Annotated in this window: 17 protein-coding genes; 8 read left to right on the top strand and 9 right to left on the bottom strand. The window is 46.1% G+C overall.

Translation table 11 applies throughout. From position 1 onward, the window contains the following. Positions 1-33: 33 nt before the first annotated feature. The gene (locus QUA04_RS05450; RefSeq protein ID WP_333254514.1) at positions 34-222 is read right to left on the bottom strand and encodes a hypothetical protein; all 189 of its coding nucleotides are present in this window, start codon (positions 220-222) and stop codon (positions 34-36) included. On the opposite strand from QUA04_RS05450, the gene QUA04_RS05455 reads away from it, so the two are divergent. Beyond that, positions 221-883: a hypothetical protein gene (locus QUA04_RS05455; protein ID WP_333254516.1), complete on the top strand. Its 663-nt coding sequence runs from the start codon at positions 221-223 to the stop codon at positions 881-883. The two genes, QUA04_RS05450 and QUA04_RS05455, sit on opposite strands and share 2 nt — an antisense overlap. Positions 884-975: 92 nt before the next feature. Next, entirely contained in the window at positions 976-1,635 is a 660-nt protein-coding gene (locus QUA04_RS05460; protein WP_333254518.1) for a hypothetical protein, read from the top strand. A gap of 153 nt (positions 1,636-1,788) precedes the next feature. Here QUA04_RS05460 and QUA04_RS05465 read toward each other — a convergent pair whose 3' ends face one another. Next, positions 1,789-2,019, bottom strand: coding sequence for a hypothetical protein (locus tag QUA04_RS05465; protein WP_333254519.1), 231 nt, complete (start codon positions 2,017-2,019; stop codon positions 1,789-1,791). A gap of 208 nt (positions 2,020-2,227) precedes the next feature. On the opposite strand from QUA04_RS05465, the gene QUA04_RS05470 reads away from it, so the two are divergent. Next, the gene (locus QUA04_RS05470) at positions 2,228-2,407 is read left to right on the top strand and encodes a ribbon-helix-helix domain-containing protein (protein ID WP_193973468.1); all 180 of its coding nucleotides are present in this window, start codon (positions 2,228-2,230) and stop codon (positions 2,405-2,407) included. 68 nt (positions 2,408-2,475) lie between these two features. Next, positions 2,476-2,652, top strand: coding sequence for a ribbon-helix-helix domain-containing protein (locus QUA04_RS05475; protein WP_333254521.1), 177 nt, complete (start codon positions 2,476-2,478; stop codon positions 2,650-2,652). Between the two features lie 117 nt (positions 2,653-2,769). On the opposite strand, the gene clpB is transcribed toward QUA04_RS05475, so the two are convergent. Further along, positions 2,770-5,385 (bottom strand): ATP-dependent chaperone ClpB, encoded by a 2,616-nt coding sequence (gene clpB / locus QUA04_RS05480; RefSeq protein ID WP_333254523.1) that lies wholly within the window; start codon positions 5,383-5,385, stop codon positions 2,770-2,772. 407 nt (positions 5,386-5,792) lie between these two features. Here clpB and QUA04_RS05485 point away from each other — a divergent pair, with 407 nt between their 5' ends. Beyond that, on the top strand, positions 5,793-6,485 hold the full coding sequence (locus tag QUA04_RS05485) for a DUF2259 domain-containing protein (protein ID WP_333254525.1): 693 nt from the start codon (positions 5,793-5,795) through the stop codon (positions 6,483-6,485). Between the two features lie 117 nt (positions 6,486-6,602). On the opposite strand, the gene QUA04_RS05490 is transcribed toward QUA04_RS05485, so the two are convergent. The 5 genes from QUA04_RS05490 to polA all read right to left on the bottom strand — a co-directional run bounded on the left by QUA04_RS05490 (position 6,603) and on the right by polA (position 15,588). Further along, entirely contained in the window at positions 6,603-8,339 is a 1,737-nt protein-coding gene (locus QUA04_RS05490) for a calcium-binding protein (RefSeq protein WP_333254527.1), read from the bottom strand. A 366-nt stretch (positions 8,340-8,705) separates the two neighbouring features. Next, positions 8,706-10,421, bottom strand: coding sequence for an ATP-binding protein (locus QUA04_RS05495; protein WP_333254529.1), 1,716 nt, complete (start codon positions 10,419-10,421; stop codon positions 8,706-8,708). A gap of 458 nt (positions 10,422-10,879) precedes the next feature. Further along, positions 10,880-11,401: a hypothetical protein gene (locus tag QUA04_RS05500; protein WP_333254531.1), complete on the bottom strand. Its 522-nt coding sequence runs from the start codon at positions 11,399-11,401 to the stop codon at positions 10,880-10,882. A gap of 531 nt (positions 11,402-11,932) precedes the next feature. Beyond that, complete coding sequence (locus tag QUA04_RS05505; RefSeq protein ID WP_333254533.1) at positions 11,933-12,505, bottom strand: thermonuclease family protein; 573 nt, start codon at positions 12,503-12,505, stop codon at positions 11,933-11,935. An 11-nt stretch (positions 12,506-12,516) separates the two neighbouring features. Next, entirely contained in the window at positions 12,517-15,588 is a 3,072-nt protein-coding gene (polA, locus tag QUA04_RS05510; protein WP_333254535.1) for a DNA polymerase I, read from the bottom strand. A 392-nt stretch (positions 15,589-15,980) separates the two neighbouring features. Here polA and QUA04_RS05515 point away from each other — a divergent pair, with 392 nt between their 5' ends. After that, complete coding sequence (locus tag QUA04_RS05515) at positions 15,981-16,247, top strand: hypothetical protein (protein ID WP_333254537.1); 267 nt, start codon at positions 15,981-15,983, stop codon at positions 16,245-16,247. Positions 16,248-16,407: 160 nt separating this feature from the next. After that, positions 16,408-17,067, top strand: a complete 660-nt coding sequence (locus QUA04_RS05520) for a LuxR C-terminal-related transcriptional regulator (protein WP_333254539.1) — start codon at positions 16,408-16,410, stop codon at positions 17,065-17,067. A gap of 23 nt (positions 17,068-17,090) precedes the next feature. Here QUA04_RS05520 and QUA04_RS05525 read toward each other — a convergent pair whose 3' ends face one another. Beyond that, positions 17,091-19,070 (bottom strand): ATP-binding protein, encoded by a 1,980-nt coding sequence (locus QUA04_RS05525; RefSeq protein ID WP_333254541.1) that lies wholly within the window; start codon positions 19,068-19,070, stop codon positions 17,091-17,093. A gap of 743 nt (positions 19,071-19,813) precedes the next feature. Here QUA04_RS05525 and QUA04_RS05530 point away from each other — a divergent pair. Further along, on the top strand, positions 19,814-21,286 hold the full coding sequence (locus QUA04_RS05530) for a J domain-containing protein (RefSeq protein ID WP_333254543.1): 1,473 nt from the start codon (positions 19,814-19,816) through the stop codon (positions 21,284-21,286). Positions 21,287-21,296 lie beyond the last annotated feature (10 nt).

Below are 21,296 nucleotides of genomic sequence, written 5' to 3' on the forward strand. Positions count from 1 at the left end.
TGAATTGTTAATTGTTATTTGCCGGATGCTGGCTTACCTACGGAGTAAAGTGCTGAGAATGCCCGCAACAAAAGACAGCAAAATCAGTATCCAAATGACACCACCGGGAATGAAGGTCAAAATACCAACACCTCTAAGAATCCAAACTAGGAGGGTGAGGGCCAGGATAGTCAAAAAGATGCGGGTAGATAGTCGCATTTGAAATCTAGGAGAATTAGTCATGTTGAATCTTAAAGTTTTGTCTGGATCAATGATAGCTGCTTTGCTGGCGATCGGCAGTTACCTCACCTTAATTTCTGTTCCGGGTTCCGCTGTTGCGCCTGGGGGTGCAAATAAGTTGGGGGAAACGGCAAATGCTGCTCAAAAAACACCTGCTGCAAGTTTAACAATTTCCGATCGCACAATTGGAGCGGCGAAGGTGGGAATGACTTTCGGACAATTGAAAAAGGCTCTGGGTTCCACGGCGCAGTTTAAAGTTCAGTCTCCTTTTATGGTAGACTTTGATGCCGTGGCTGTCAGCCAGTCGGGAAAAGTGCAATATCGGATTATTTATCCTGCGGGTACAAAGCTGAAAGATTCGGATGTCATTGAACTTTTGATGACTGAGAATTCTAATTATAAAACAGTTCAGGGCGTCGGGCCGGGAATGACTTTGAAACAAGCTGAGGCAATTTACGGCAAAGCTACTTTATCTTACAATGTTGATAATGAATCGAGAGAAGGAGTGGTATTTGCCAAGCAACCCACTAGAAACATTATGTTTGTTCCCAAGGCTGAAGGCAAACAATTTGCGGGAGTTTATGGCGCTGGTAAAGGGGGATTTTATCAGACTAATAAGTATCAGCCAAATGCTGTAATTAAGTCTGTGATGGTGCGGCAGTAAGTTATCAATCCTGGACGAAAAACCCGGGTTTCTTAAGGTAAACGAAAAAGATACGGGTAGATAGTCGCATTTGAAATCGGGGAGAATTAGCCATGTTGAATGTTAAAGTTTTGTCTGGATCAATGATAGCTGTTTCGCTGGCGCTCGGCTCTTATCTGGGAGCACTATCGAGGCCCGGTGCCGCTGTGGCGCATGTGGGTACAAAGGCGCTGCCAGAAGTGGTAAAGGTTGCTCAAAAAATACCTGCTGCAAGTTTAACAATTTCCGAGCGCGGAATTGGAGCGGCGAAGCTGGGGATGACTTTCGGAGAATTGAAAAAAGCTTTGGGTTCCACGGCGCAGTTTAAGGAATCTCCTTTTTTTGATGGCCTTGATGCTGTGGCTGTCAGCCTGTCGGGACAAGTGCAATATTCGATTATTTATCCTTTTCGTACAAAGCTGAAAGATGCGGATGTCATTGAATATTTAATCACTGACAATCGCAATTATAAAACAGTTGAGGGTGTCGGGCCGGGAATGACATTAAAACAAGCAGAGGCAATTTACGGCAAGGCTACTTTAGGTTATAACACGGACTATGAATCGCAAGAAGTACTTGTCTTTGCCAACCAACCTAATAAAAAAATTCGCTTTGATCCCAAGGCTGAAGGGAGGCGATATGCGGGGGTTTACGGAGCTAGTCAAGGCGTTGTTCGTGAGACTAATAAGTATCAGCCGAATGCTGTAATTCGCTCTGTGAGCGTGCGGAAGTGAATTAGTAGAGACAGAAACCCACAGTTTTAAAGACTCGGGCTACACAAACCAAGTCCGCCTGCGCGGGTTCAAGAAAGAAAGGCCGATCGCACTTATCAAAAAAAGTGCGATCGCCAATGTTTAGTTAACTGAAACCGCCGCGAAAATTACCATTTATAACGCGCTGGTGACGGGATTGGAAGGGTGGCCCAGCGCCGATAAACGGTGACTTTCCCCAGTGCGATCGAACACAACCTCAAACTTAACGTGGGGTATAGTTTGCCGCAAAAACTGAAAATGCCCGTCTGCATCTGAACGACTGCGGAAGCGGGCAACAATAATCCATTGCTGAGAGGGTAACAGACGGGCGATCGCCCAACAGCACAAGCGGTCTTTGTACGTCATAATAGAATCCGTCTCCAGTGAATTGTTGGAGCCAGAGCCAGCCCGGAACCTTGGACAGTAAGGGGCTGGCTTTTGACTGTTTACAGGTAGTATTATAACACACAATGACGTACAATGATTTAAAATAACTTAAAATGAAATATTTTTATCGGTCTTAACTCAAAACAGCGTAAGATGGACTGTATTGAGATTTTTTGTAGTGCAACGAATGGCTTCACGGGGAAGAGTTACCGCATACCTACCAGAGGAAATTCAAAAAGCTCTGGAAGAATGGGCAGAAGAAGAAAGCAGATCCGTTAGCAGTTTGACAACTTACCTGCTGACGAAATCTGTTAGAGAGCGCCAAGAGCAGAAAAAGGACGAATCGCGGAGCGATCGCCCGAGTTGATTTTGGGCGATACTCAAAGGTGTTGGAGTGTAAGATTAAAGACAATTGAAGTAAAACCATGCCAGCCCATGCCTTCACGTATGCGAGTCACAGTTACACTTCCAGAAGACGTTCATCAAGCCTTGTCCGAATGGGCCGAAGAGGAAGATAGAACGCTCGCAAACCTGCTTTCCCATGTGGCAGCTAAAGCAGTCAGAGAACGCCAAGAACAGAACAAAGATAAATCAGAAAGCGATCGCCCTTAAGAACGATCGCCCGCAATCCCATCCGCGTCCATCCCCGTCCATCCGCCTACATCTGCGGTAAAAAAAAGAACCATCGCCTCAAAAAAATAAGGTGGGCCGCAGCCCACCCTACTCAAATTATTTCGCAGTCACCAACTGTGCCGGCAGCCGCTTAAACGCCAACCTTTCATTCTCGATATCCACAAAAATGGTATCGCCATCAGCAAAATCTCCCCGCAAAATACCCTTCGCCATTTGCGTTTCCAACTCGCGTTGAATTCCCCGCTTAAGAGGCCGCGCACCGTAAACTGGATCGTAACCTATTTCTGCTAAGAAGTCGATCGCAGATTCCGACAATTTCAGAGACATTTTGCGATCGGCTAAACGACGTTCCAACCGCTTCACTTGCAACAGCACAATCTGCCGCAGTTCCGTCTTACTCAAACCGTGGAAGATAATCATCTCATCAATCCGGTTCAAGAATTCCGGGCGGAAAGTTCCCCGCATCGCTTCCATCACCCGACTCCGCATTTGTTCGTTATCTCCCGCCACATCTAAGATGTATTGAGAGCCGACATTCGAGGTCATAATAATCACAGAATTCTTAAAGTCTACTGTGTGACCTTGAGCATCGGTAACGCGGCCGTCATCCAGAATTTGCAGCATAATGTTGAAAACATCCGGGTGCGCTTTCTCGATTTCATCGAATAAAATCACGGAGTAAGGACGGCGGCGCACAGCCTCAGTTAATTGTCCACCTTCATCGTAGCCGACGTATCCCGGAGGCGCACCAATTAACCGCGAAACCGCGTGTTTCTCCATGTATTCCGACATATCAATTCGGACGATCGCTTCTTCGGTGTCGAACAGATAAGACGCTAATGCTTTGGCTAACTCAGTTTTGCCAACACCCGTGGGGCCAAGGAAGATAAAACTCGCAACCGGACGATTGGGATCGGCTAAACCTGCGCGCGATCGCTGAATTGCATCTGCAACCGCCGTCACCGCTTCATCCTGTCCAATTACCCGCTTGTGCAGTTCATCTTCCAACTGCAGAAGTTTCTGCATTTCCGATTCCACCAACTTGCTGATCGGAATTCCCGTCCACTTAGAAATAATCTCGGCAATGTCAGCTTCAGTGACTTCTTCCCGCAGCAAACTTTTACCTGTGGTTTGAGTGGCTGAAAGTTGAGCTTCTGCTTCTTGCAATTGTTTTTGCAATTCAGTTAACTTGCTATATTTCAACTCAGCAGCGCGGTTCAGGTCATATTTTAATTCGGCTTGTTGAATTTCAATGTTAACCTTGTCGATTTGTTCTTTAATCTTTTGAATGCTGGCAATGACACCTTTTTCTGATTGCCACTGGGCATTCAAAGCGCTTTGCTGTTCCTTGAGGTTGGCTAAGTCTTTTTCCAGTCTTTCCAAACGGTAGACCGATCCAATATTGCTTTCTTTTTGTAGCGACAGTCTTTCCATTTCTAGCTGCAAAACCTTGCGATCGATTTCATCGAGTTCTTCCGGCTTGGAGGTAATCTCCATTTTGAGTTTAGCGGCTGCTTCGTCAACTAAGTCAATGGCTTTGTCGGGCAGGAAGCGATCGCTAATATATCGAGTTGACAAAGTAGCCGCCGCCACTAACGCATTGTCGGAAATTTTTACCCCGTGGTGTACTTCGTACCGTTCTTTCAAACCCCGCAGAATTGAGACAGTATCTTCAACTGTCGGTTGGTCAACATAAACTTGTTGAAAACGGCGTTCTAGTGCCGCATCTTTTTCGAGGTATTTGCGGTATTCGTCGAGAGTTGTAGCGCCGATACAGCGCAATTCTCCCCTCGCTAACATGGGTTTAAGTAAGTTCCCGGCATCCATCGAGCCTTGAGTTGCACCAGCACCGACAACGGTGTGAATTTCATCAATAAATAAGATGACTTTGCCGTTGCTGTCCATCACTTCTTTGAGTACAGCTTTCAAGCGTTCTTCAAATTCTCCCCGGAATTTTGCCCCGGCAATTAAAGCGCCCATATCTAGGCTAATTAATTGTCGGTCTTTGAGAGATTGCGGCACATCTCCGGTGATAATTCGCTGGGCGAGTCCTTCGGCGATCGCAGTTTTGCCGACTCCCGGTTCCCCAATCAGTACGGGGTTGTTTTTGGTGCGACGGCTCAAAATTTGAATCGTGCGGCGGATTTCATCATCCCGTCCGATTACCGGATCGAGTTTGCCTTGACGCGCGGCTTCAGTCAAATCTCGGCCGTATTTTTCCAGCGCTTCGTATTTGCCTTCTGGATTTTGATCTGTCACTTTGTTGTTCCCCCGGACTTGGGCAATGATATCTTTGAGCTTGGCTTCATCTAGTTTAAATTCTTGTAGTAGGTTTTTGCCAAAACGATCGTCCTTAACGTAACCTAGTATCAAATGCTCGATCGAAATAAATTCATCGCCGTAGTCTTTGCGATAAGTTTCGGCGCGATCGAGCAAAGTGTCGAGAGAACGACCTAGATAAACGTTGCCACCGCTTCCAGTAATTTTCGGCTGGCGACTGATAAACTCATCAGTGCGATCGCGCAATTTTGCTACAGAAACTCCAGCTTTGTTAAATAAGCTGCTAGCGAGCCCTGATTCTTGTTCCAGCAAAGCTTTCATCAAGTGTTCGCTTTCTAGCTGCTGCTGCTGACCTGCTTTGACGATTTCGGGGGTGCGGGCGAGGGCTTCCCAGGCTTTTTCTGTAAATTGGTTTGGATTATTCGGTTGCATAAATTTTAATTCCCTGAATAGAAAAGGATGACTGCTGTAGAGGCAATTGCTTGATTGCTCATACAATTGTCATTGTAGGGAGTTGCAGAAGGGGGGCGGATCGGTGTTCCCCTATCTGTAGATAGGTATTTCCGTCCTTTGTCGCAGTCTCTGGCAGCCAAAAGCAAACTGTGGCCCCTAAAAGTTGCACTCTTGGATAAAAGCAACTCTCACATTAAAAATGCTTTCTAGTGCGACTTAAAAAAACTGCACATTCTTAAACAGTCTCCTGCGGAAAAAAGAGAAACTCTCATGTAAATAGGAGAGAGGACTTGAGAATCGTCACTGTCCTATAGTTAAACCCAAAGCGTTATTGTTTTACGCATCGATAACAACCGCTATAACTCTCAGAACAGGACTATATAGCTATGAAATTTTTACCTTTAGTTTCGTTAGGTATTATAGCAAGTGCCTCGATCGCAGTAGCCCCTGAATCTTTAGCAAATACCTGGCGTGCCGCACACCGGATGTCGGGTTTTTCCGCCGACAGCAATTACTACTTGTATCTAGAAAGTTCCCGAGATACAGGAGCGGGAATTCCCAAAGCAAAATTGCAAATTGTCCAAGTTGCTGCAAATTCCTGCATCAGAAATGGGTGTATCGAAACTAAATATGGCGAGCCCGACTCGAATAAAAGCACTAAAATGGCAGAAGATGACTTGCTTAAAAAAAGTTGGAATAGCAGGGAAACTTTGAAGTTAACTCCTCCTCAATCTGGAACTAAACTGAAGATTATTTCTCGTACTCCCGGAGCCAAGGGAAGCGAGACAGTCGCCGTCAAAGTCAATACAGCAAAACCTTTACAAATTCGCCTGGAACAGCGGCAAAAAAATGCTTCGGCTGGCAAAGAAAGCGCGGCAATGCGTCTTGTAATTAATCATAACGGTCGGCAGCGTGTCTTGGGAACGCTGAACAATTTTCAAGATTGGGTGTTCTCTTATTCAATTCGAGAAGTTCGTTTGTCTCCGAACGGGCGCAATGTAGTTGTGCTGGTGGACAAGACAGAACGCACTTTTGAAGGAGTCTTGAAAACTACTGTTGTACAAGGCTTTGTTCTTTAGGCTTGCTATATTCCTAGGTTTTGACCTGGGAATTATCAAAACTTACAAGGATTGTTGGCCAATTTTAATCATGTTCCCTGAGTAAAAGTGATTCCACAAATGACCACTTTACTATCTCTAGACCGAGATGAAATCTTCAGAACCGATGAGATTGGGAGCAACACCTATCAAAGAAGCTAAAACTTCACCGCTGCTGGCTACTGTAATTAATGTGCCGTCCGTTCCCGGCGAAATTGATAACTGTCCGAAGGTCAAGCCATTGATTAATTGCACGGTATCTTGAGAGTTGGCGAAATCAGCAATTGTATCAACTCCCAACCCGGCACCTAAAACAAAGACATCGTTGCCCCCGCCACCGACTAGAATATCGTTTCCTAAACCACCATTGAGAGTGTCGAAACCTTTGCCACCATTGAGAATATCGCTGCCGTCGCCCCCGACAAGGATATCGTTGCCTCGCAAGCCCATAAGTACGTCATTCCCTTCCACACCGTTGATGATGTCGTTGCCGCTGGTGCCAGTCAGGATGTCGTTGTCGGGACTGCCGTTGATGCTGTTATCCGGAGGGTTATTGCCTGGAGTGCTACCGGTGTCAGAAACAAAGACATCGAGGCGGCTATTGTAAGTAAAGTTAGTATCCCCCGGTACGAGGTTACTGGCCTCAGATGAAAACGCTACTCTCTGCCCATCTGCAGAGATGGAGGGCTCAAAAGACCCGCTGTTCCCCTGATTGCCTGCTGAGTCAACAGAGACGCGAGTGGTGGTATTCGTCAACAAGTCCCGCACGAAGATGTCGTGTCTGTTGTTAGTATCCCCCGGCACGAGGTTGGAGGCAAGAGAATCAAACGCCACAAACCGCCCGTTGGCTGAGACGGAGGGGCTCAAGACGGAGTAATTGTTCGCCTGATTGCCTGCTGAGTCAACAGAGACACGGGTGGTGGTATTGGCTAGCGTGTCCCGCACGAAGATGTCAGGGTTATCGTTAGTATCCCCCGGCACGAGGTTTGTGGCACCAGACCAAAATGCCACAAACCGCCCGTCGGCTGAGATGGAGGGATCATAGGACCCGCTGGCTTTCGGGGAGGAGTCGTAGGACTCCCTGTTGGCTTGATTGCCTGCTGAGTCTACAGATACGCGGGTGGTGGTATTCGTCAACAAGTCCCGCACGAAGATGTCGCCGCTATTGTTAGTGTCCCCCGGCACGAGGTTTGTGGCATCAGACCCAAATGCCACAAATCGCCCGTCGGCTGAGATGGAGGGATAGTCGGAATACTGGTTCCCCTGATTGCCTGCTGAGTCTACAGATACGCGGGTGGTGGTATTCATCCACAAGTCTCGCACGAAGATGTCGCCGCTATTGTTAGTGTCCCCCGGCACGAGGTTTGTGGCAAAAGAGAAAAATGCCACAAACCGCCCGTCGGCTGAGATAGAGGGAGCGGAGGAGCCTGCATTCGCCTGATTGCCGGCTGAGTCAACAGATACGCGGGTGGTGGTATTCGTCAACGAGTCTCGCACGAAGATGTCGCCGCTATTGTTGGTGTCGCCCGGTACGAGGTTTGTGGCACTAGACCCAAATGCCACCAACTGCCCGTTGGCTGAGAGAGAGAGAGCGGAGGAGCCTGCATTCGCCTGATTGCCGGCTGAGTCAACAGAGACGCGGGTAGTTGTATTGGTTAGCGTGTCGCGCACGAAAATGTCGGTGTTATTGTTAGTGTCCCCCGGCACAAGGTTGGATGCTGGAGATTCAAACGCCACAAACCGCCCGTCGGACGAAATGGAAGGATGGGAGGATATCGATGGGCCTTGATTGGCCTGATTGCCTGCTGAGTCAACTGAGACGCGAGTAATATTCATAAGCTCTGATATTTCAATAGTCCGAACTGTTTTTATTTCGTAGTCTGAAACCCTCGATTTTCCGTTGGTAGCTCGATCGCCTTGGAGCCTTGAAACCCTTATCCTACGGGTGGTAATCAAAAACTGTCCGAAGTATTGATATTTAAGAGTACAACTTTGGAGATGGGTTTTGCGATCGCACGGCAATTGGGGCTATTTACACTTTATGCCCTCACCGACGAAAGCGGTTGCTATATCAATACATTTTAAAATTTCCCTCTTCCTTCCTCCCTCTTTCTTATTCCTTGAACATCTGCCTCGTGACTATTGAGGAATGCTCAATAATTAATCCGTGTATCCGTGTCAAAATCCATATTTTGCCTCACTTCATCCCTGCATTACCACCCGTTCCGGGAGACTGACAATAAAAGTTGAACCTTTACCGTTTTCGCTTTCGACGCTAATTTCGCCGCCGAGAATTTGACACAAACGCTGGCTAATTGTCAATCCCAAACCCGTCCCTCCATACTTGCGGGTAGTCGAAGCATCAGCTTGGGTAAAAGGTTTAAATATCTGCTCTAATTGCTCGTCCGTCATCCCGATGCCGGTGTCGCTGACTCGAAACATTAAAACTTGAGAAGTGTAGCTTGAACCAGAGTGAATATCATTATTTTTATTGTGTTTCGTCGGTCTTGACTTTTCAATTTTCATTCTTTCGACGCCGATAGTAATGACGCCTTTTTCCGTAAATTTGGCAGCATTGCTGAGCAAATTGAGGAGAATTTGTCGCACTTTCGGTTGGTCGGCGTACATTGTGCCGAGTTCGCCTTTTGTTTTCAGTGCTAAAGCATTGCCTTTTTTTTCTACTAGCGGTTGAGCGGTAGTCATCACTTCTTCAATCATGGTCGCCACGTCGAAGTTTTCCAAATAAAGGGTGACGTGACCCGCTTCTATTTTGGAAATATCGAGGATGTCGCTAATCATATCCAGCAGGTGTTTGCCTGCGGTTTGAATTTTTTCTAAGTCCGGGAGAAAGTCTTCTGAACCGGAATCTTGAGCATCTTCTTGCAGCATTTCGCTGTAGTTAATGATCGCGTTGAGGGGGGTGCGTAGTTCGTGGCTCATGTTGGCGAGAAATGCACTTTTCGAGCGGTTAGCAGCTTCGGCGGCTACTTTTGCTTCGTGCAATTCTTCTGTGTATTCCGCTACTCTTTGGATTAGTTCGTTGAGGGAAATTGCTAGCATTCCCACTTCGTCGGAAGTAGTGACTGGTACTTGCAGGTCAAAGTTAGATTCTTCTGTCACTCGCTGAGCGATGAGGGTGGTGGCTTCTAAGGAGCGAGCGATCGCCCCGCTGGTGTATGCTGCTAGAATTGCTGCGATCGCACCTGATATCAAGAGAGAGCAAACGAGAATGAGAGTTCCCAGCTTTTCGGCATTTTCGTAGGTTCTCAATGCCTCGTCTGCTTTCTCGCCAAAGTTGCCGGCCAGTTGGGCTGAATCCTCGGAAAACTGTTTGAGTTTCAAAGCAGTTTCGCCCGCCACAAAATTGTTCAAATTCCGCCCCAAAGCCTGCTGCTGTTGCGGATTCAAAGCAGATAATTTGGCAGTCGCCAACAATTTTTGTACTTGTTGAAAGTATGATTCGACGGTTTTGCCGTTGGCTTGAGCGAACTGTTGAAGCTGTTGGTAGTCTTTGGCAATCTCGGGATTCTTCGTCGGCGACGAGGTTTGCAGTTGTTCGAGGAGGCCGCTCATCTGAGCAACGCGAGTCAGGAATTCCGAGCGTTCGCGATCGAAAATTTGCGGTTTGGTCGTCAGACTCGCCAGCTCTTGCTGCTGAATTCTGACTTCCTGCACCGTGTTATTGAGGTTTGTCAGGATTTCCGCTTTATCTCGGTCGATCGCTAGTTTTTCTCTAACTTGCTGTTTGTGATAGGATTCTACTCCCCGTCCCGCCACAGCACCCAAAACGGCAATACTAATGACCAAGGCGTATCCGCAGCCGATTTTCTGCCTGATACCCAAGCGGCCCAACAGACTTTTCAACCCTATTTGAGGACGGTTATGCAGTTGATTTTTCAAAGCTAAGGTTAAAGACATGGGAAATGTACTCGTCACCTTTGAGAGGCACCATCTATATTCTAATTGATGCCTGCCTGAGGGTAAATAAAGTTCTGGCTCAAGCTAGGTTTCGGCAGTTGTGGGGTCTTTGCAGGGTTCCACAGCTCGATCGGCTTGACAGTTTCGAGGAGTTATGCGTAACAAATTATAGCAGAACGAATAAGGCTCTTCCGCTGCCTTCGGGTCCCTTCCCTTCGGCGATGCGAGCCGGCCAGTCACGGTTCCTGAGCGAAGTCGAAGGGCAGGGCAAGTCGCTCAGAGTAAAAAAAAAGCAACAAGAAAGAACCAGTCAAAGGCATGGTTTCAGTAATTAATAACCTACTCACCGTCGGGCGTGGTTGCGATATAAGTGGCGAGTTATAAGTTGCAAGTTATGAGTTAGATTTCGGATTGAAAACTCTACTCTACTCGCAACCCACAACTCTATCGCTGCTCCCCTACTGGCAAAGTCGAAATTGTGCTATATCAGCAGGAATTCTTGAAGCATTAGGTACGCTAGCAGAAGTAGGAACGAAGATTCCCATGCCGAAACTGCAACCCTCTGCCGTCGTGCATTCCCCAGGCTTAGCAGTGATTTGATATTCGCCTTGGGATGGGGGAGTAAAAGAGAGTGACGGCAGTTCGCCTGTTTTTTGACTCACAGCGATTTCCTGACCGCTTGCATCCTTGAGAGCTAGGTTTAAATCTTGGCAATTTCCGTCGCAAGTGGCAACAAAAACATACTCCACATTAGGATGCAGCGTTGCTCTAAAAGGAGATGAAACTTGCTTGCGAACTTGGCCCAGCAACGGCACAAATACTAATTTTTGACCGCTGCCTTTCCGCTGGTCAACTTCTGTTTTCAAGCGACAAATAACCGTTTTTTGGCTTTCGGTCAGTTCTTGAGCAATCGCGTTTCCTACAATTGCAGTACCGAGGATTAGGGCCAGGCCGGAAATAACCAGATGTTTGAAATTCATTGATGTCCCTTAAAGTTAATTTTGGGTGATTGCAATAGACCGCTTTTGTCAGCAGTCTATTAGTTTATCTGGAGCCTATCACATTTGTTGACTTTTCCGAAAAAACAGCTCGGAGAAAAGTGCGATCGAACTCATGTCTGGTTTTAGATGAATCTGGCGTCAGCTATCGCCGAAACTCCACAGATTGCAGACCGTAGGAGCAGAACCTCGTCCTGATTGTATTGTACTAAATTAGGACGATCGGCATCGGTATCTAGAAACCCGCTTTCTGGGCCGATGCGGAGCAGCTAAACCTAAGATTTATAGTATAGACGGGGTTTAACAAAACCTGAGTAAGTCCAAGACTGTAAATGTCTGATACAGGTTCCCAGATTCCGCGCCAACAACATAATCCTGTCCCTGTCAATATACAAATCGGTTGAAACTTGTGGCTCTACTAGACTAACAAAACTCCGAAGGCAAGAGTTAGCTCTTACTCCTAGCATTTTCCTTCTTTTTACCCGATCTCGAAGTCGAAGGGCCTTCTTCCCATCATTTATCACTGTTCCGAAATTTCCACGCGGGAACGAACTTAGAATCTCCCCAAACGCCGCGGCGATTTTTCTTAGCTTCGGCTTCCGCTTGTTCCAGAACACTTGCACTCGGACAGTTTTTCAAGTAAGGACGGTAAACCATTGCTAATCCTTCGCGAACCAAAACTTCTTGGGCAAATGTACCATTTGGCAAGCGAACTTCGCTAACTTTGCGGCCGTAGCGGTCAGTATCGGTGACGGTCAAAACAACGCGACCACCCCCATGTTTGACAAGCTGCTGCATTCTTTGGTGCGCTAGATTTCCCCACTTAAATTGATTTTTTTGTGGTGATGCTTTGCTATTTTTCTCAGCATTTGTGTGCGCCACTTCCGGTGCATCTACACAGGCAAAACGCACTTTTATATCTTTCCCGGCGGCATCACTGGCCACAAGGGTGTCGCCGTCGCTAACTCGCTTGACAACATAGTTGTTGGGCGCTAACTTTTGTGGACACCCGAATAGTAGCAATAGCAGAGCAACTGCACTTAAGGTTTTTATTTTTGGGAAAATGGCGATTTTAAGTTGGCTCATATTTCTCTGTTTTATTTAGTTTCCATCCAATTTTGCCCAGCGTGGATGTCAACTATCAGCGGTACGCTAAGTGGCAGAGCATTTTCCATCGCAGTTCTAATTTTCGGTTGCAATTCTTCCCATTCATCGGGAGGGACTTCAAAGATTAATTCATCGTGAACTTGCAGCAGTAGTCGCGCCTGATAGTTTTGCAAAATTTTGTGTACCTCAATCATGGCAAGTTTAATGATATCAGCACTAGAGCCTTGAATCGGAGCGTTGGCTGCAGCGCGCAAAGATTGGGCGTCATCTCTGCTAACAGATTTAAGTCGATCGGAGTGAATGTCTTGAGGATTGCGGCCTTTTAAGTCGAGGAGGCTTTCGCTCTCGAATTTTAAATAGCGGCGGCGGCCGAGTATTGTGGTGACGTATCCGAGGGCGATAGCCTCTTTTTTTACTTTCTCCAAATATTCAAAAACTTTACTGTAACGCTGGTTAAATCGTTCAATAAACTTTTTACCGTCTGCTGAAGTTTTGCCCATCGAACGACCAAACTTGATCGCCCCCATACCGTAAATTACCCCAAAATTAATCGTTTTGCCAAACCGTCTTTCGTCCGGCGTTACTTCCTCTTTTTCAAACAGCAGTTGAGCTGTCACGGTATGCACGTCTCGATTGTTTTGGTAAGCTTCTATTAACACAGGTTCTTGACTCAAGTGAGCCAAAATTCGCAGTTCAATTTGAGAATAGTCAGCCGACACCATCAGCCAACCTTCTTCGGGTAAAAAAGCCTTGCGAATTTGCCGCGAAAACTCGGTGCGGATGGGAATATTTTGTAAATTTGGATTGGAAGAAGAAAGCCTTCCCGTACCCGTTGCAGTTTGGTTAAAATCTGTATGCACTCGCCCAGTATCGGCACGCACTAACTGCGGCAAAGCATCGACATAAGTTGATTTCAACTTGGATAATGTTCGGTGTTCCAATAAATCGTCTACAATCGGGTGGTCTCCTTGCAATTTATCCAATACAGCGGCGTCTGTAGAGTATCCCGTCTTAGTTTTGCGAGACTTTTTCTGAAACTCATCCGGGATTTTTTCTAACAATATTTCGCTGAGTTGTTTTGGGGAACCTAAATTAAACTTTCTCCCCGCTGCTTGATAAGTCTTTTCTTCTATTTCTTTTAAGCTCTTTTCTAGCTGTTGTGACAGTTCTTGCAGGTAAGCTGAATCAATGCGAATTCCGCAGTATTCCATTTCAGCTAAAACTGGTTCTAGGGGCTGTTCTACTTCCAACAGCAACTGGTGCAAAGACTTTCCCGGAAAGTTAGCTTCATCAGCTTTATCCAATTCTGCTCTAAGTTTATTTACTAACCCAAATGTCGTGTGAACATCCATGCCGCAGTAGTCGGCTACCGCCGGAATACTGATGTCAGCAATTGTTTTGTTTTTCGGCACTAATTCATTGTAACTTTTGGCGACAATGCCTAAGTATTTCCTTGACAATTCGCTGAGACTGTGGCTAGTTTCTGGGTTGAGTACGTAACTGGCTAGCATGGTGTCGAAGACGACTCCGGCTAGTTTGATTCCCTGACAGCGCAGGATCGATTGATCGAACTTAGCATTTTGCAGCGCTTTGGGATAATTCTCGCTTTCCAAAATCGGACGCAAAGCATTTAAAACTGTGGCTTTGTCCAAGCTTTTGCCAGTTTTGTGTCCCGTGGGAATGTAAGCGAGATCCTCTTCGCCGGTTCCCCAACAGCAGCCAATTCCGACTAATTCGGCGTCTCGCGGTTCGATCGCGGTGGTTTCGGTATCCCACGCCACGGGTGAGGCTTTGTCGGTGCAGGTTTGCAGCAGTTGGACTAATTCGTTTAACTCTTCGGTTGTTTGAATTATTCGGGGTTTAATTGGCAGTTTTTTCTGTTGCTGAGCAGCTTTGGTTTCTGCAGGACTAAAAAACGACAAGTCGTCGTCTTCTGAACTTTCAGAAGTTGCAGGTGACTTATCTATTGTGGGGTGGGCATCTTGCCCGCCCTTTGCAACAGGCATCTTGCCTGTTCCACTGTCGGCAACAGGCAAGATGCCTGTTCCACTCTCCATTGAATTGATTGTGGGGTGGGCATCTTGCCCGCCCTTTGCCAATGGTTCTTCAACGCCACCAAAACGCTTTTGAATTTGTTTAACTTTGCTTAAAAATGTTTTGAATTCCAATTTTTCCAGCATGGGAATCAAAGCTGATTCGTCAAAACCTATAAGCTGGCAATCTTCTAAGTTGATTTCTAATGGCACGTCTTGGACAATTGTCGCCATGCGTTGAGAATGATAAGCAGCTTCTTTGCCTTCTTCTAGCTTTTTCTTAGTTGCTCCTTTAATCTCATCGATGGCTGCATAGATTCCATCAAGGGAATTGTAAGCTTCCAGCAATTGCAGGGCCGTTTTGTCGCCGATGCCTTTGACTCCGGGGATGTTGTCGGATTTGTCGCCGCACAAAGCTTTGTAATCTACTACTTGTTCGGGCAAAATACCGAGTTTGGCTTTGACTTCTTCGGGACCGTATTCTTGGGATTTGCCTTTTCCCGATCGCCTGAGCTCATCGGTACTCAGATATAATACGCTGATTTGTTTTTCGGTTTCTACTAATTGAAACAAATCTCGATCGCCCGTGAGGATTTTGACCTGATAACCTGCCGCGCTGGCTTTATTTGCCAAAGTTCCCAAAACATCGTCCGCCTCGTAGCCGGGAGCAGTTATTGCTGGTAAATTCAAATAGGTGAGCAATTCTTGCAGGTTTTTGATATCCGGCTTAAAATCTTCCGGTGTTTCGGCTCGACCGGCTTTGTAGGTGTCGTCTGCTTCGTGGCGAAATGTGGGTGTGGCGAGGTCAAAGGCGATCGCCATGTACTGGGGGTCGTAGGCCGCCATAACTTCCAGCAGCGACTTGAGAAAGCCAAAACAGACGCTGGTGGGAATGCCCGTCGTAGTTCGCAACCCTCCGTCTCGACTTTTGGCAAAGGCGAAGTAGGAGCGAAAGGCCAGGGAGTGACCGTCAACTAAGATGAAGGTGGGTGCTTGATTTTCCGACACAGACACAGATCCCGATCGCACGAAAGTATTTTCTCATTGTAGCTATAGCAGAAGGATGTCTGATGTTTTGAACTAGCTCATCTTTGCACCAATTCTTGTAATGCCAAAAAACAGTAGAGTATGGAGTAGATATCTGGGTAAGTCAGACCAACTGCAACGATTCTTGCTATTCTGCGTCGATTTTACTCGCTCGCCTAAAATATCTCAAAAGGTTTCTCTACAAGGTCTTTGGGATGATAAATTTTTAAAACCCCTGATTGCCCCCCCTCTCCCCGAAAACAATCGCTCTCCTTCTAAGTCGTTTTCTGAACGGACTTGCGTAAACACGCAATATTATTTGCGCTTACTCCCCTATCAACCGGAAGACTTGAAGGACAGAATAAAACTATCAACTTTACAAACAGGTCTGAATCATGAACAAGGTAATGGTTACACTCATCTCTCTAGCTACCCTTGGGCTAGGCATTGCTGTTCCCCTCCAAGCCAATGCTCAGCCTATGAAGCAAACAACAAAAGTTGCGCTTACATCCCCACATCGCCATGAATACCGCGTCCAGTATCACCGCCCTAATGAAAAAAAATGGATAAATGCAGGCACTTTCCGAGATCGTGTAGCTGCTAACAAAGAGGTTAAAAAACTAGAGCATAAAGGTTATAAAGCCAAAATTGTAACTCTGTAGACTTACACAATAGAGGAGGGAGAGAAAAGGCGAGTGTTACTCGCCTTTCCCCTCATGATTATCATTATCAGTAAAAGCTCACGTTATATAGCCAGTCTAAATAGTCGTGCAAACGAGTCTGCTGCTGAAGAAATGATAAAATAGTTATGGCGGTCAAACTATGAGTTATCAAACACAACGCTTTCTGGTGATTGAGGATCACCCTGAAGTGGGTCAAAATAATTGTGATTTTTTGAGGATGATAGACCCTCAGTGTTCCTGCATTATTCAGGAAGCCCCTGAAGAGGGGATTGAGCAACTCAAGCAAGAGAACATAGATTTAGTAGTAATTGACTTACAATTTGGGACATTGACAGGCGAGGAGTCAGCCAAGCCAGGTTTAGCGCTACTCAACCATATTTTTGAGCATCACCCTCTGTTAAATGTTCTCGTCTATACCAGCGAACCAAGCTATTTAAGGCAAGTCCTGAAGCAAATATTTGAACATCAAGGGGGATTTGCTGTCGTTAATAAAATGGAAAGACGGAATGCTTTTCTAGAAGGAGGTCGTAGTGCTTTAGCTGGACAGTGTAAGATTCCTCGTAATTTAATGAACGAAATGCCATTGACTGATAAGGATAGAACGGTATTGGACTTGTTATGTAACCAAGCCCTTACAGATCAGGCAATTGCAGATCGGATGCATATATCCCTCAAAACAGCTCAGAACTACGTCCAGAGTCTCAAAGCAAAACTGAATGTCGATCAGCTTGATGGTCAACTTACTAATACCAGAATCGCAGTTTGCATGGAGGCAATTAAACGTAGGTTGATCGGGTAGTTATACCCTTCTTTGTTATCATCTTATGGGGTATCCATCGTCCATTCAAGTGTTACCCGCATCCCACCTTCTTCTAATGGAACCCTTTGCCAAGACCCATTTGGGATCTCAGCGGCAATAGTTTTCATCAGTTTAGTGCCATATCCACCACTACGACGTTTCTTGTGAGGAATATCTAATAAGATAGGGGTTAGGCTAGTTCCATTATTCTCGATCACTAATCGGCACTGATGATCTTTTTGAGTAAGCGAGACTGAAACTTGCGTTGCCGATCCGTTTGGAGGTTGGGCATGGCGAATCACATTAGCGATCGCTTCTCGAAAAAAGCGAAAGATATCCTCTCTCGAATCAATCCAAGCACTATCAGATTTGGGTTCTCGCAAGGGTTGTAGATGCTCTTTGACACTCAAGGTTAATTCTCTTGAGTTAATCAGTTTTTGGAGCCATTGGTGTATCCCCCGATCCAGTCCAGATTGCAGCTCTGGTGTAATCTCTAGCTTTTCTGCAATTGTGCGTGTGCTGCTGAGCTGATTGCGAAGCGCAAGTCCAACTGCTTCTAATCGATCTAAGATTGAGTTAATCACGGGAGATGGATGACTGAGGGCTAGAAGCTCAATACTATCCATTGCCAATTTGAGATCTTGAAGTGGGCCATCATGAATGTCTGTTGCGACTCGATGGAGGAGTTTCCGCGATTGCAAAAGAACAGCCTGTCGCTCAGCTAATTTCTGCTGTTGTTGGATAGACTGCTTGAGAATTGAATAAATGGCTACACCTGAACCTGTTCCAACCCAACCTAAGATTGGGATGGATAATGGAAGAATTAACCCTTGATAGAACAAGATAAAACTTAAAGATACATAGCTTCCTACCAATATCGGAAGAAGCCAGCCAACCAGCAGATGAACAGGTATAAGTTTATGCTTTTTGCCTTTGCTAAGTATATATAGGCTTATGAAGTCAAGACCCAAAGTTGTGATGATGTAGTCATACCAATTCGGGATTCTTGTCAGAAATGAATTGGTCATCAAACTAGCTATTTGATTAGCTTCTACTTCTGCAACCGACATCTCCCCAAAAGGAGATAGTTCTCGATAGGTTTCAAATCCTTTCCCTTCGGGAAGATCGATTAATACAAGTTTATCATGGAGCTTCTGAAGAGATTGGGGGTCAAAGGAAGGATTACAGTGTTCTATCTCTAGCTGAGAGGAAGGACATTGAAAATGAATACCAATACTAGGAAATGTATCAGCAGAACCCCAGAAGTTCATTTGAAAAGATAAAAGAGTTTGTAAATTAGTAATATTTTGAAAACCTTTGAGATTTCCTGAGTTCATATAGAATTTTTCTAAGGCCATCGTTGCTACAGATTTAACCTTATGATGTATATTAATATCGGGATCATCTTCATAGCTAAAATAGGAATATAGCTCGGCTTTTCGAGCTGGGCTGTCTAAGCTTTGTGGATGTGCTGCATATCTGAAGTAACTTACTATCTGCTCTGGGGGAATAGAGGGATTTATACTTTCATTATCGAAAGGAAGTAAATTATGATAATTATTTATGACTGAATTTTCTGAGGGTAATTTACTCGGACGAGCCACCAAAACAATCTGGTTTGAATATTTACTAATCAACTCTTGAAAGGGATGTTCTAACTGAGTATCTGTATCAAGCTCAATGTACTGGCTCATTTGAGTAGGCAAATTTATGACGACCAGCTTTGCACCACTGTTGATTAAGCTTTTTACTAAAATTGCATAGAAATTATTCAGTTTATATAAGTTATGAAAGTTATATCCTAAAATGGCAGGCTGCTTGATCTTAAGCAGTAGAATTTCTTTTGGCATAAGCCCTGGTTTATGAAGTCGTATTAGATGATCCTGAATGTCGAGTTCCATTTTATTGAGCATAGGTAAGTTGCTAGATACTGCACAGTAAAACAAGCTCCAAGCAGTTACTAAGCCAATACCTATTGCTGACCGATATCTGATAGTGTTCATTCGATATTTTTATGATTTATTGGTTCGGTGTAGTCAATATAAAATTGTTTGCTTGGGTCTGATTCGGTTTAAAGTTACACACAAATCTTGTGAACAGTGTCTCAACCGCGCCTGAGCCAATTTTGTACTAATCGTTCCATCATAGATAGTACCATTCAAATGAAAACCGTATATTTATCGGACATTATTGCCGTCAATTTATAGTTCCAGTTGAACCGAGCCTCCTTGTCCAATACCATCAGTAATTCGTTCAGTACCAATCCAGACTTAGGTTGCTGTGCGTGGGATATCTAACACACTCAATAAAAGTAAAGTTTGGCATACAATATGAGATGCAAAGGGAAGCATGAGCCATTTATTCTTAGTTCAATAGTACAATTCTGACATTGGCCATTGAGGGCGAATTGTTTTCTCCAGTATATAGCAATTCACGGTTTGGTGAGGTACAAGTAAATAGCTGTAAAGCTTATAGAAGCCATTTGGGATCTATGATGATGAGCTAAGATCAGAAAAAAATGTCGTACTCCCGCAGCTTAACCGATAAAGAGCGGGGACTCATCGAGCCATTATTACCACGAAACAAGAAAACCAGACCGCCTACTCAGTCAAAGAGAGAAATCTTGGATGTTATGTTCTATGACTCGCAAGCGGTAAACGCACGGGTGGTCAGAAACCGGGCTTTTTGCATCATACTTCGTTACAGCTCGCAGAAACGGTAAAAAACCTGGTTTCAGAAGGTTGTGATGCGTAAGTCCCAATCTCAAATCTCAAATCTCAAATCGCTTGACTGTGCAGCTTGGCTGAGAATAGTACAAGATGTTAAGTACGATTCCGTGCGGGATAGCTTCGCTTCACGCAAATTTACCAACAACTGCCGATCGAAGCCTATGGCTGACATTAATCGATGCTACGAAATCCTCGAAATTGAGCCGGGAAGTTCCCTAGAAGACATTAAGCGTGCTTACAGGGATTTAGCGTTTGTGTGGCATCCCGATCGGTTTGCCCACAATGACCGCCTGCAACAAAAAGCTCACCAAAGATTAACAGAAATTAATGAAGCTTACCAGCAGTTGGTGTTGTTTCTGAGTCAGCCTGAATCGAAGTCGATCGAAAAACAGTTTCAGCAGCCACCGCCCCCTGCGCCGGAAAAGCCGCTGAGAAGGCGTTCTGGAAAATCAGCCGCCAGGCCTGGTTCCCAGCGCCCTCAAACCCGCCCACAAACTGCCTCCAAAAAATTTCTCACTCAAAAAACCTCTTCAAGCAAGAAACGATTTACCACTCACAATCGTCAAGGGTGGCGGGGCAGGAAGCAAGCAGGGCGAATCGTTGCGAGGAAAGCACGGCCATCTCAAAACTATCGAAAGCTTACTTCGAGAAGGAAAACAGAATTTTCAACTCAATACTCAAAACCGCGAAGCGCGCCGAGGGAAGTGCGGCCATCTCAACACTATTCAAGCTTCCCTTGGGGGCCGCTGGCAATCGCCGTGGCGAGTTACGCTTTGACCGGTTGGATTTTGACGGTATCGGTATCAGACGCCCCGCTGTGGATGTGGGCTTTAATCTGCGGTGCAGATTGGCTATGGGCCGCGATTTTGCTGGCGGAGGGTTCAGCAACGCCTAGAGTTTGGCTGGCAGCGTTAGTTTTAGCTGGGGCGGTAGGGGGGTCGATCGCCGGTTTTCAGGCGGGAGGAAGGGTCACAGGGGCTGCTTGGGGCGCAGTTGGGGCGGGTTTGGGGGCGATCGCCAGTTCCGAGGCAGAGTCTCGGGCAGTGGCTGGAGTTTTGGCCGTGGCGGGAGTGGTGACAGTGGTGGGATTGATGGCTGGAACTGGTTCTGGGAATTGGGTCAAGGCGTTGGTGGCGGCCGTGTGTTGGGCGATTGTCGGCTTGACGTGCGGGCTGGCGACGGAACTAGGCGTGAATTCTGGCAGCCCCGTCGGGCTCTCTGGTGCGATCGGGCTGGGGATTGGGGCGTGGGCGGGGGCTTTTGCTGGGGCGGGTTCGGGGGCGATCGTCCAAGCCTTGGCTATCGCCGGGTCTAAGACTGTTTATGGGGCTTGGGCTGCGATCGGCATTATTGCTGGAGTTGTGGCGCGGATGGTAGCTGCAGAAAGGTTGAGCCACAACGGCAGCGGGCTTTATACGTTTATCCTGTTGGTGGCTACTTCCGGTTTTGGGCTGTGGCTGGGAAGTTGGTTGGGCGATCGTATCTTTTAAATTATTGACA

It is taken from the genome of Microcoleus sp. S13_C5 (genome assembly GCF_036700845.1).
Lineage (GTDB): Bacteria > Cyanobacteriota > Cyanobacteriia > Cyanobacteriales > Microcoleaceae > Microcoleus.

What these genes read in the sequence shown, in the direction of transcription:
- QUA04_RS05455 (WP_333254516.1), top strand. Translation starts at nt 221, where the DNA reads ATGTTGAATCTTAAAGTTTTGTCTGGATCAATGATAGCTGCTTTGCTG.
- QUA04_RS05450 (WP_333254514.1), bottom strand. Translation starts at nt 222, where the DNA reads ATGACTAATTCTCCTAGATTTCAAATGCGACTATCTACCCGCATCTTT.
- QUA04_RS05460 (WP_333254518.1), top strand. Translation starts at nt 976, where the DNA reads ATGTTGAATGTTAAAGTTTTGTCTGGATCAATGATAGCTGTTTCGCTG.
- QUA04_RS05465 (WP_333254519.1), bottom strand. Translation starts at nt 2,019, where the DNA reads ATGACGTACAAAGACCGCTTGTGCTGTTGGGCGATCGCCCGTCTGTTA.
- QUA04_RS05470 (WP_193973468.1), top strand. Translation starts at nt 2,228, where the DNA reads ATGGCTTCACGGGGAAGAGTTACCGCATACCTACCAGAGGAAATTCAA.
- QUA04_RS05475 (WP_333254521.1), top strand. Translation starts at nt 2,476, where the DNA reads ATGCCTTCACGTATGCGAGTCACAGTTACACTTCCAGAAGACGTTCAT.
- clpB (WP_333254523.1), bottom strand. Translation starts at nt 5,385, where the DNA reads ATGCAACCGAATAATCCAAACCAATTTACAGAAAAAGCCTGGGAAGCC.
- QUA04_RS05485 (WP_333254525.1), top strand. Translation starts at nt 5,793, where the DNA reads ATGAAATTTTTACCTTTAGTTTCGTTAGGTATTATAGCAAGTGCCTCG.
- QUA04_RS05490 (WP_333254527.1), bottom strand. Translation starts at nt 8,339, where the DNA reads ATGAATATTACTCGCGTCTCAGTTGACTCAGCAGGCAATCAGGCCAAT.
- QUA04_RS05495 (WP_333254529.1), bottom strand. Translation starts at nt 10,421, where the DNA reads ATGTCTTTAACCTTAGCTTTGAAAAATCAACTGCATAACCGTCCTCAA.
- QUA04_RS05500 (WP_333254531.1), bottom strand. Translation starts at nt 11,401, where the DNA reads ATGAATTTCAAACATCTGGTTATTTCCGGCCTGGCCCTAATCCTCGGT.
- QUA04_RS05505 (WP_333254533.1), bottom strand. Translation starts at nt 12,505, where the DNA reads ATGAGCCAACTTAAAATCGCCATTTTCCCAAAAATAAAAACCTTAAGT.
- QUA04_RS05515 (WP_333254537.1), top strand. Translation starts at nt 15,981, where the DNA reads ATGAACAAGGTAATGGTTACACTCATCTCTCTAGCTACCCTTGGGCTA.
- QUA04_RS05520 (WP_333254539.1), top strand. Translation starts at nt 16,408, where the DNA reads ATGAGTTATCAAACACAACGCTTTCTGGTGATTGAGGATCACCCTGAA.
- QUA04_RS05525 (WP_333254541.1), bottom strand. Translation starts at nt 19,070, where the DNA reads ATGAACACTATCAGATATCGGTCAGCAATAGGTATTGGCTTAGTAACT.
- QUA04_RS05530 (WP_333254543.1), top strand. Translation starts at nt 19,814, where the DNA reads ATGCGTAAGTCCCAATCTCAAATCTCAAATCTCAAATCGCTTGACTGT.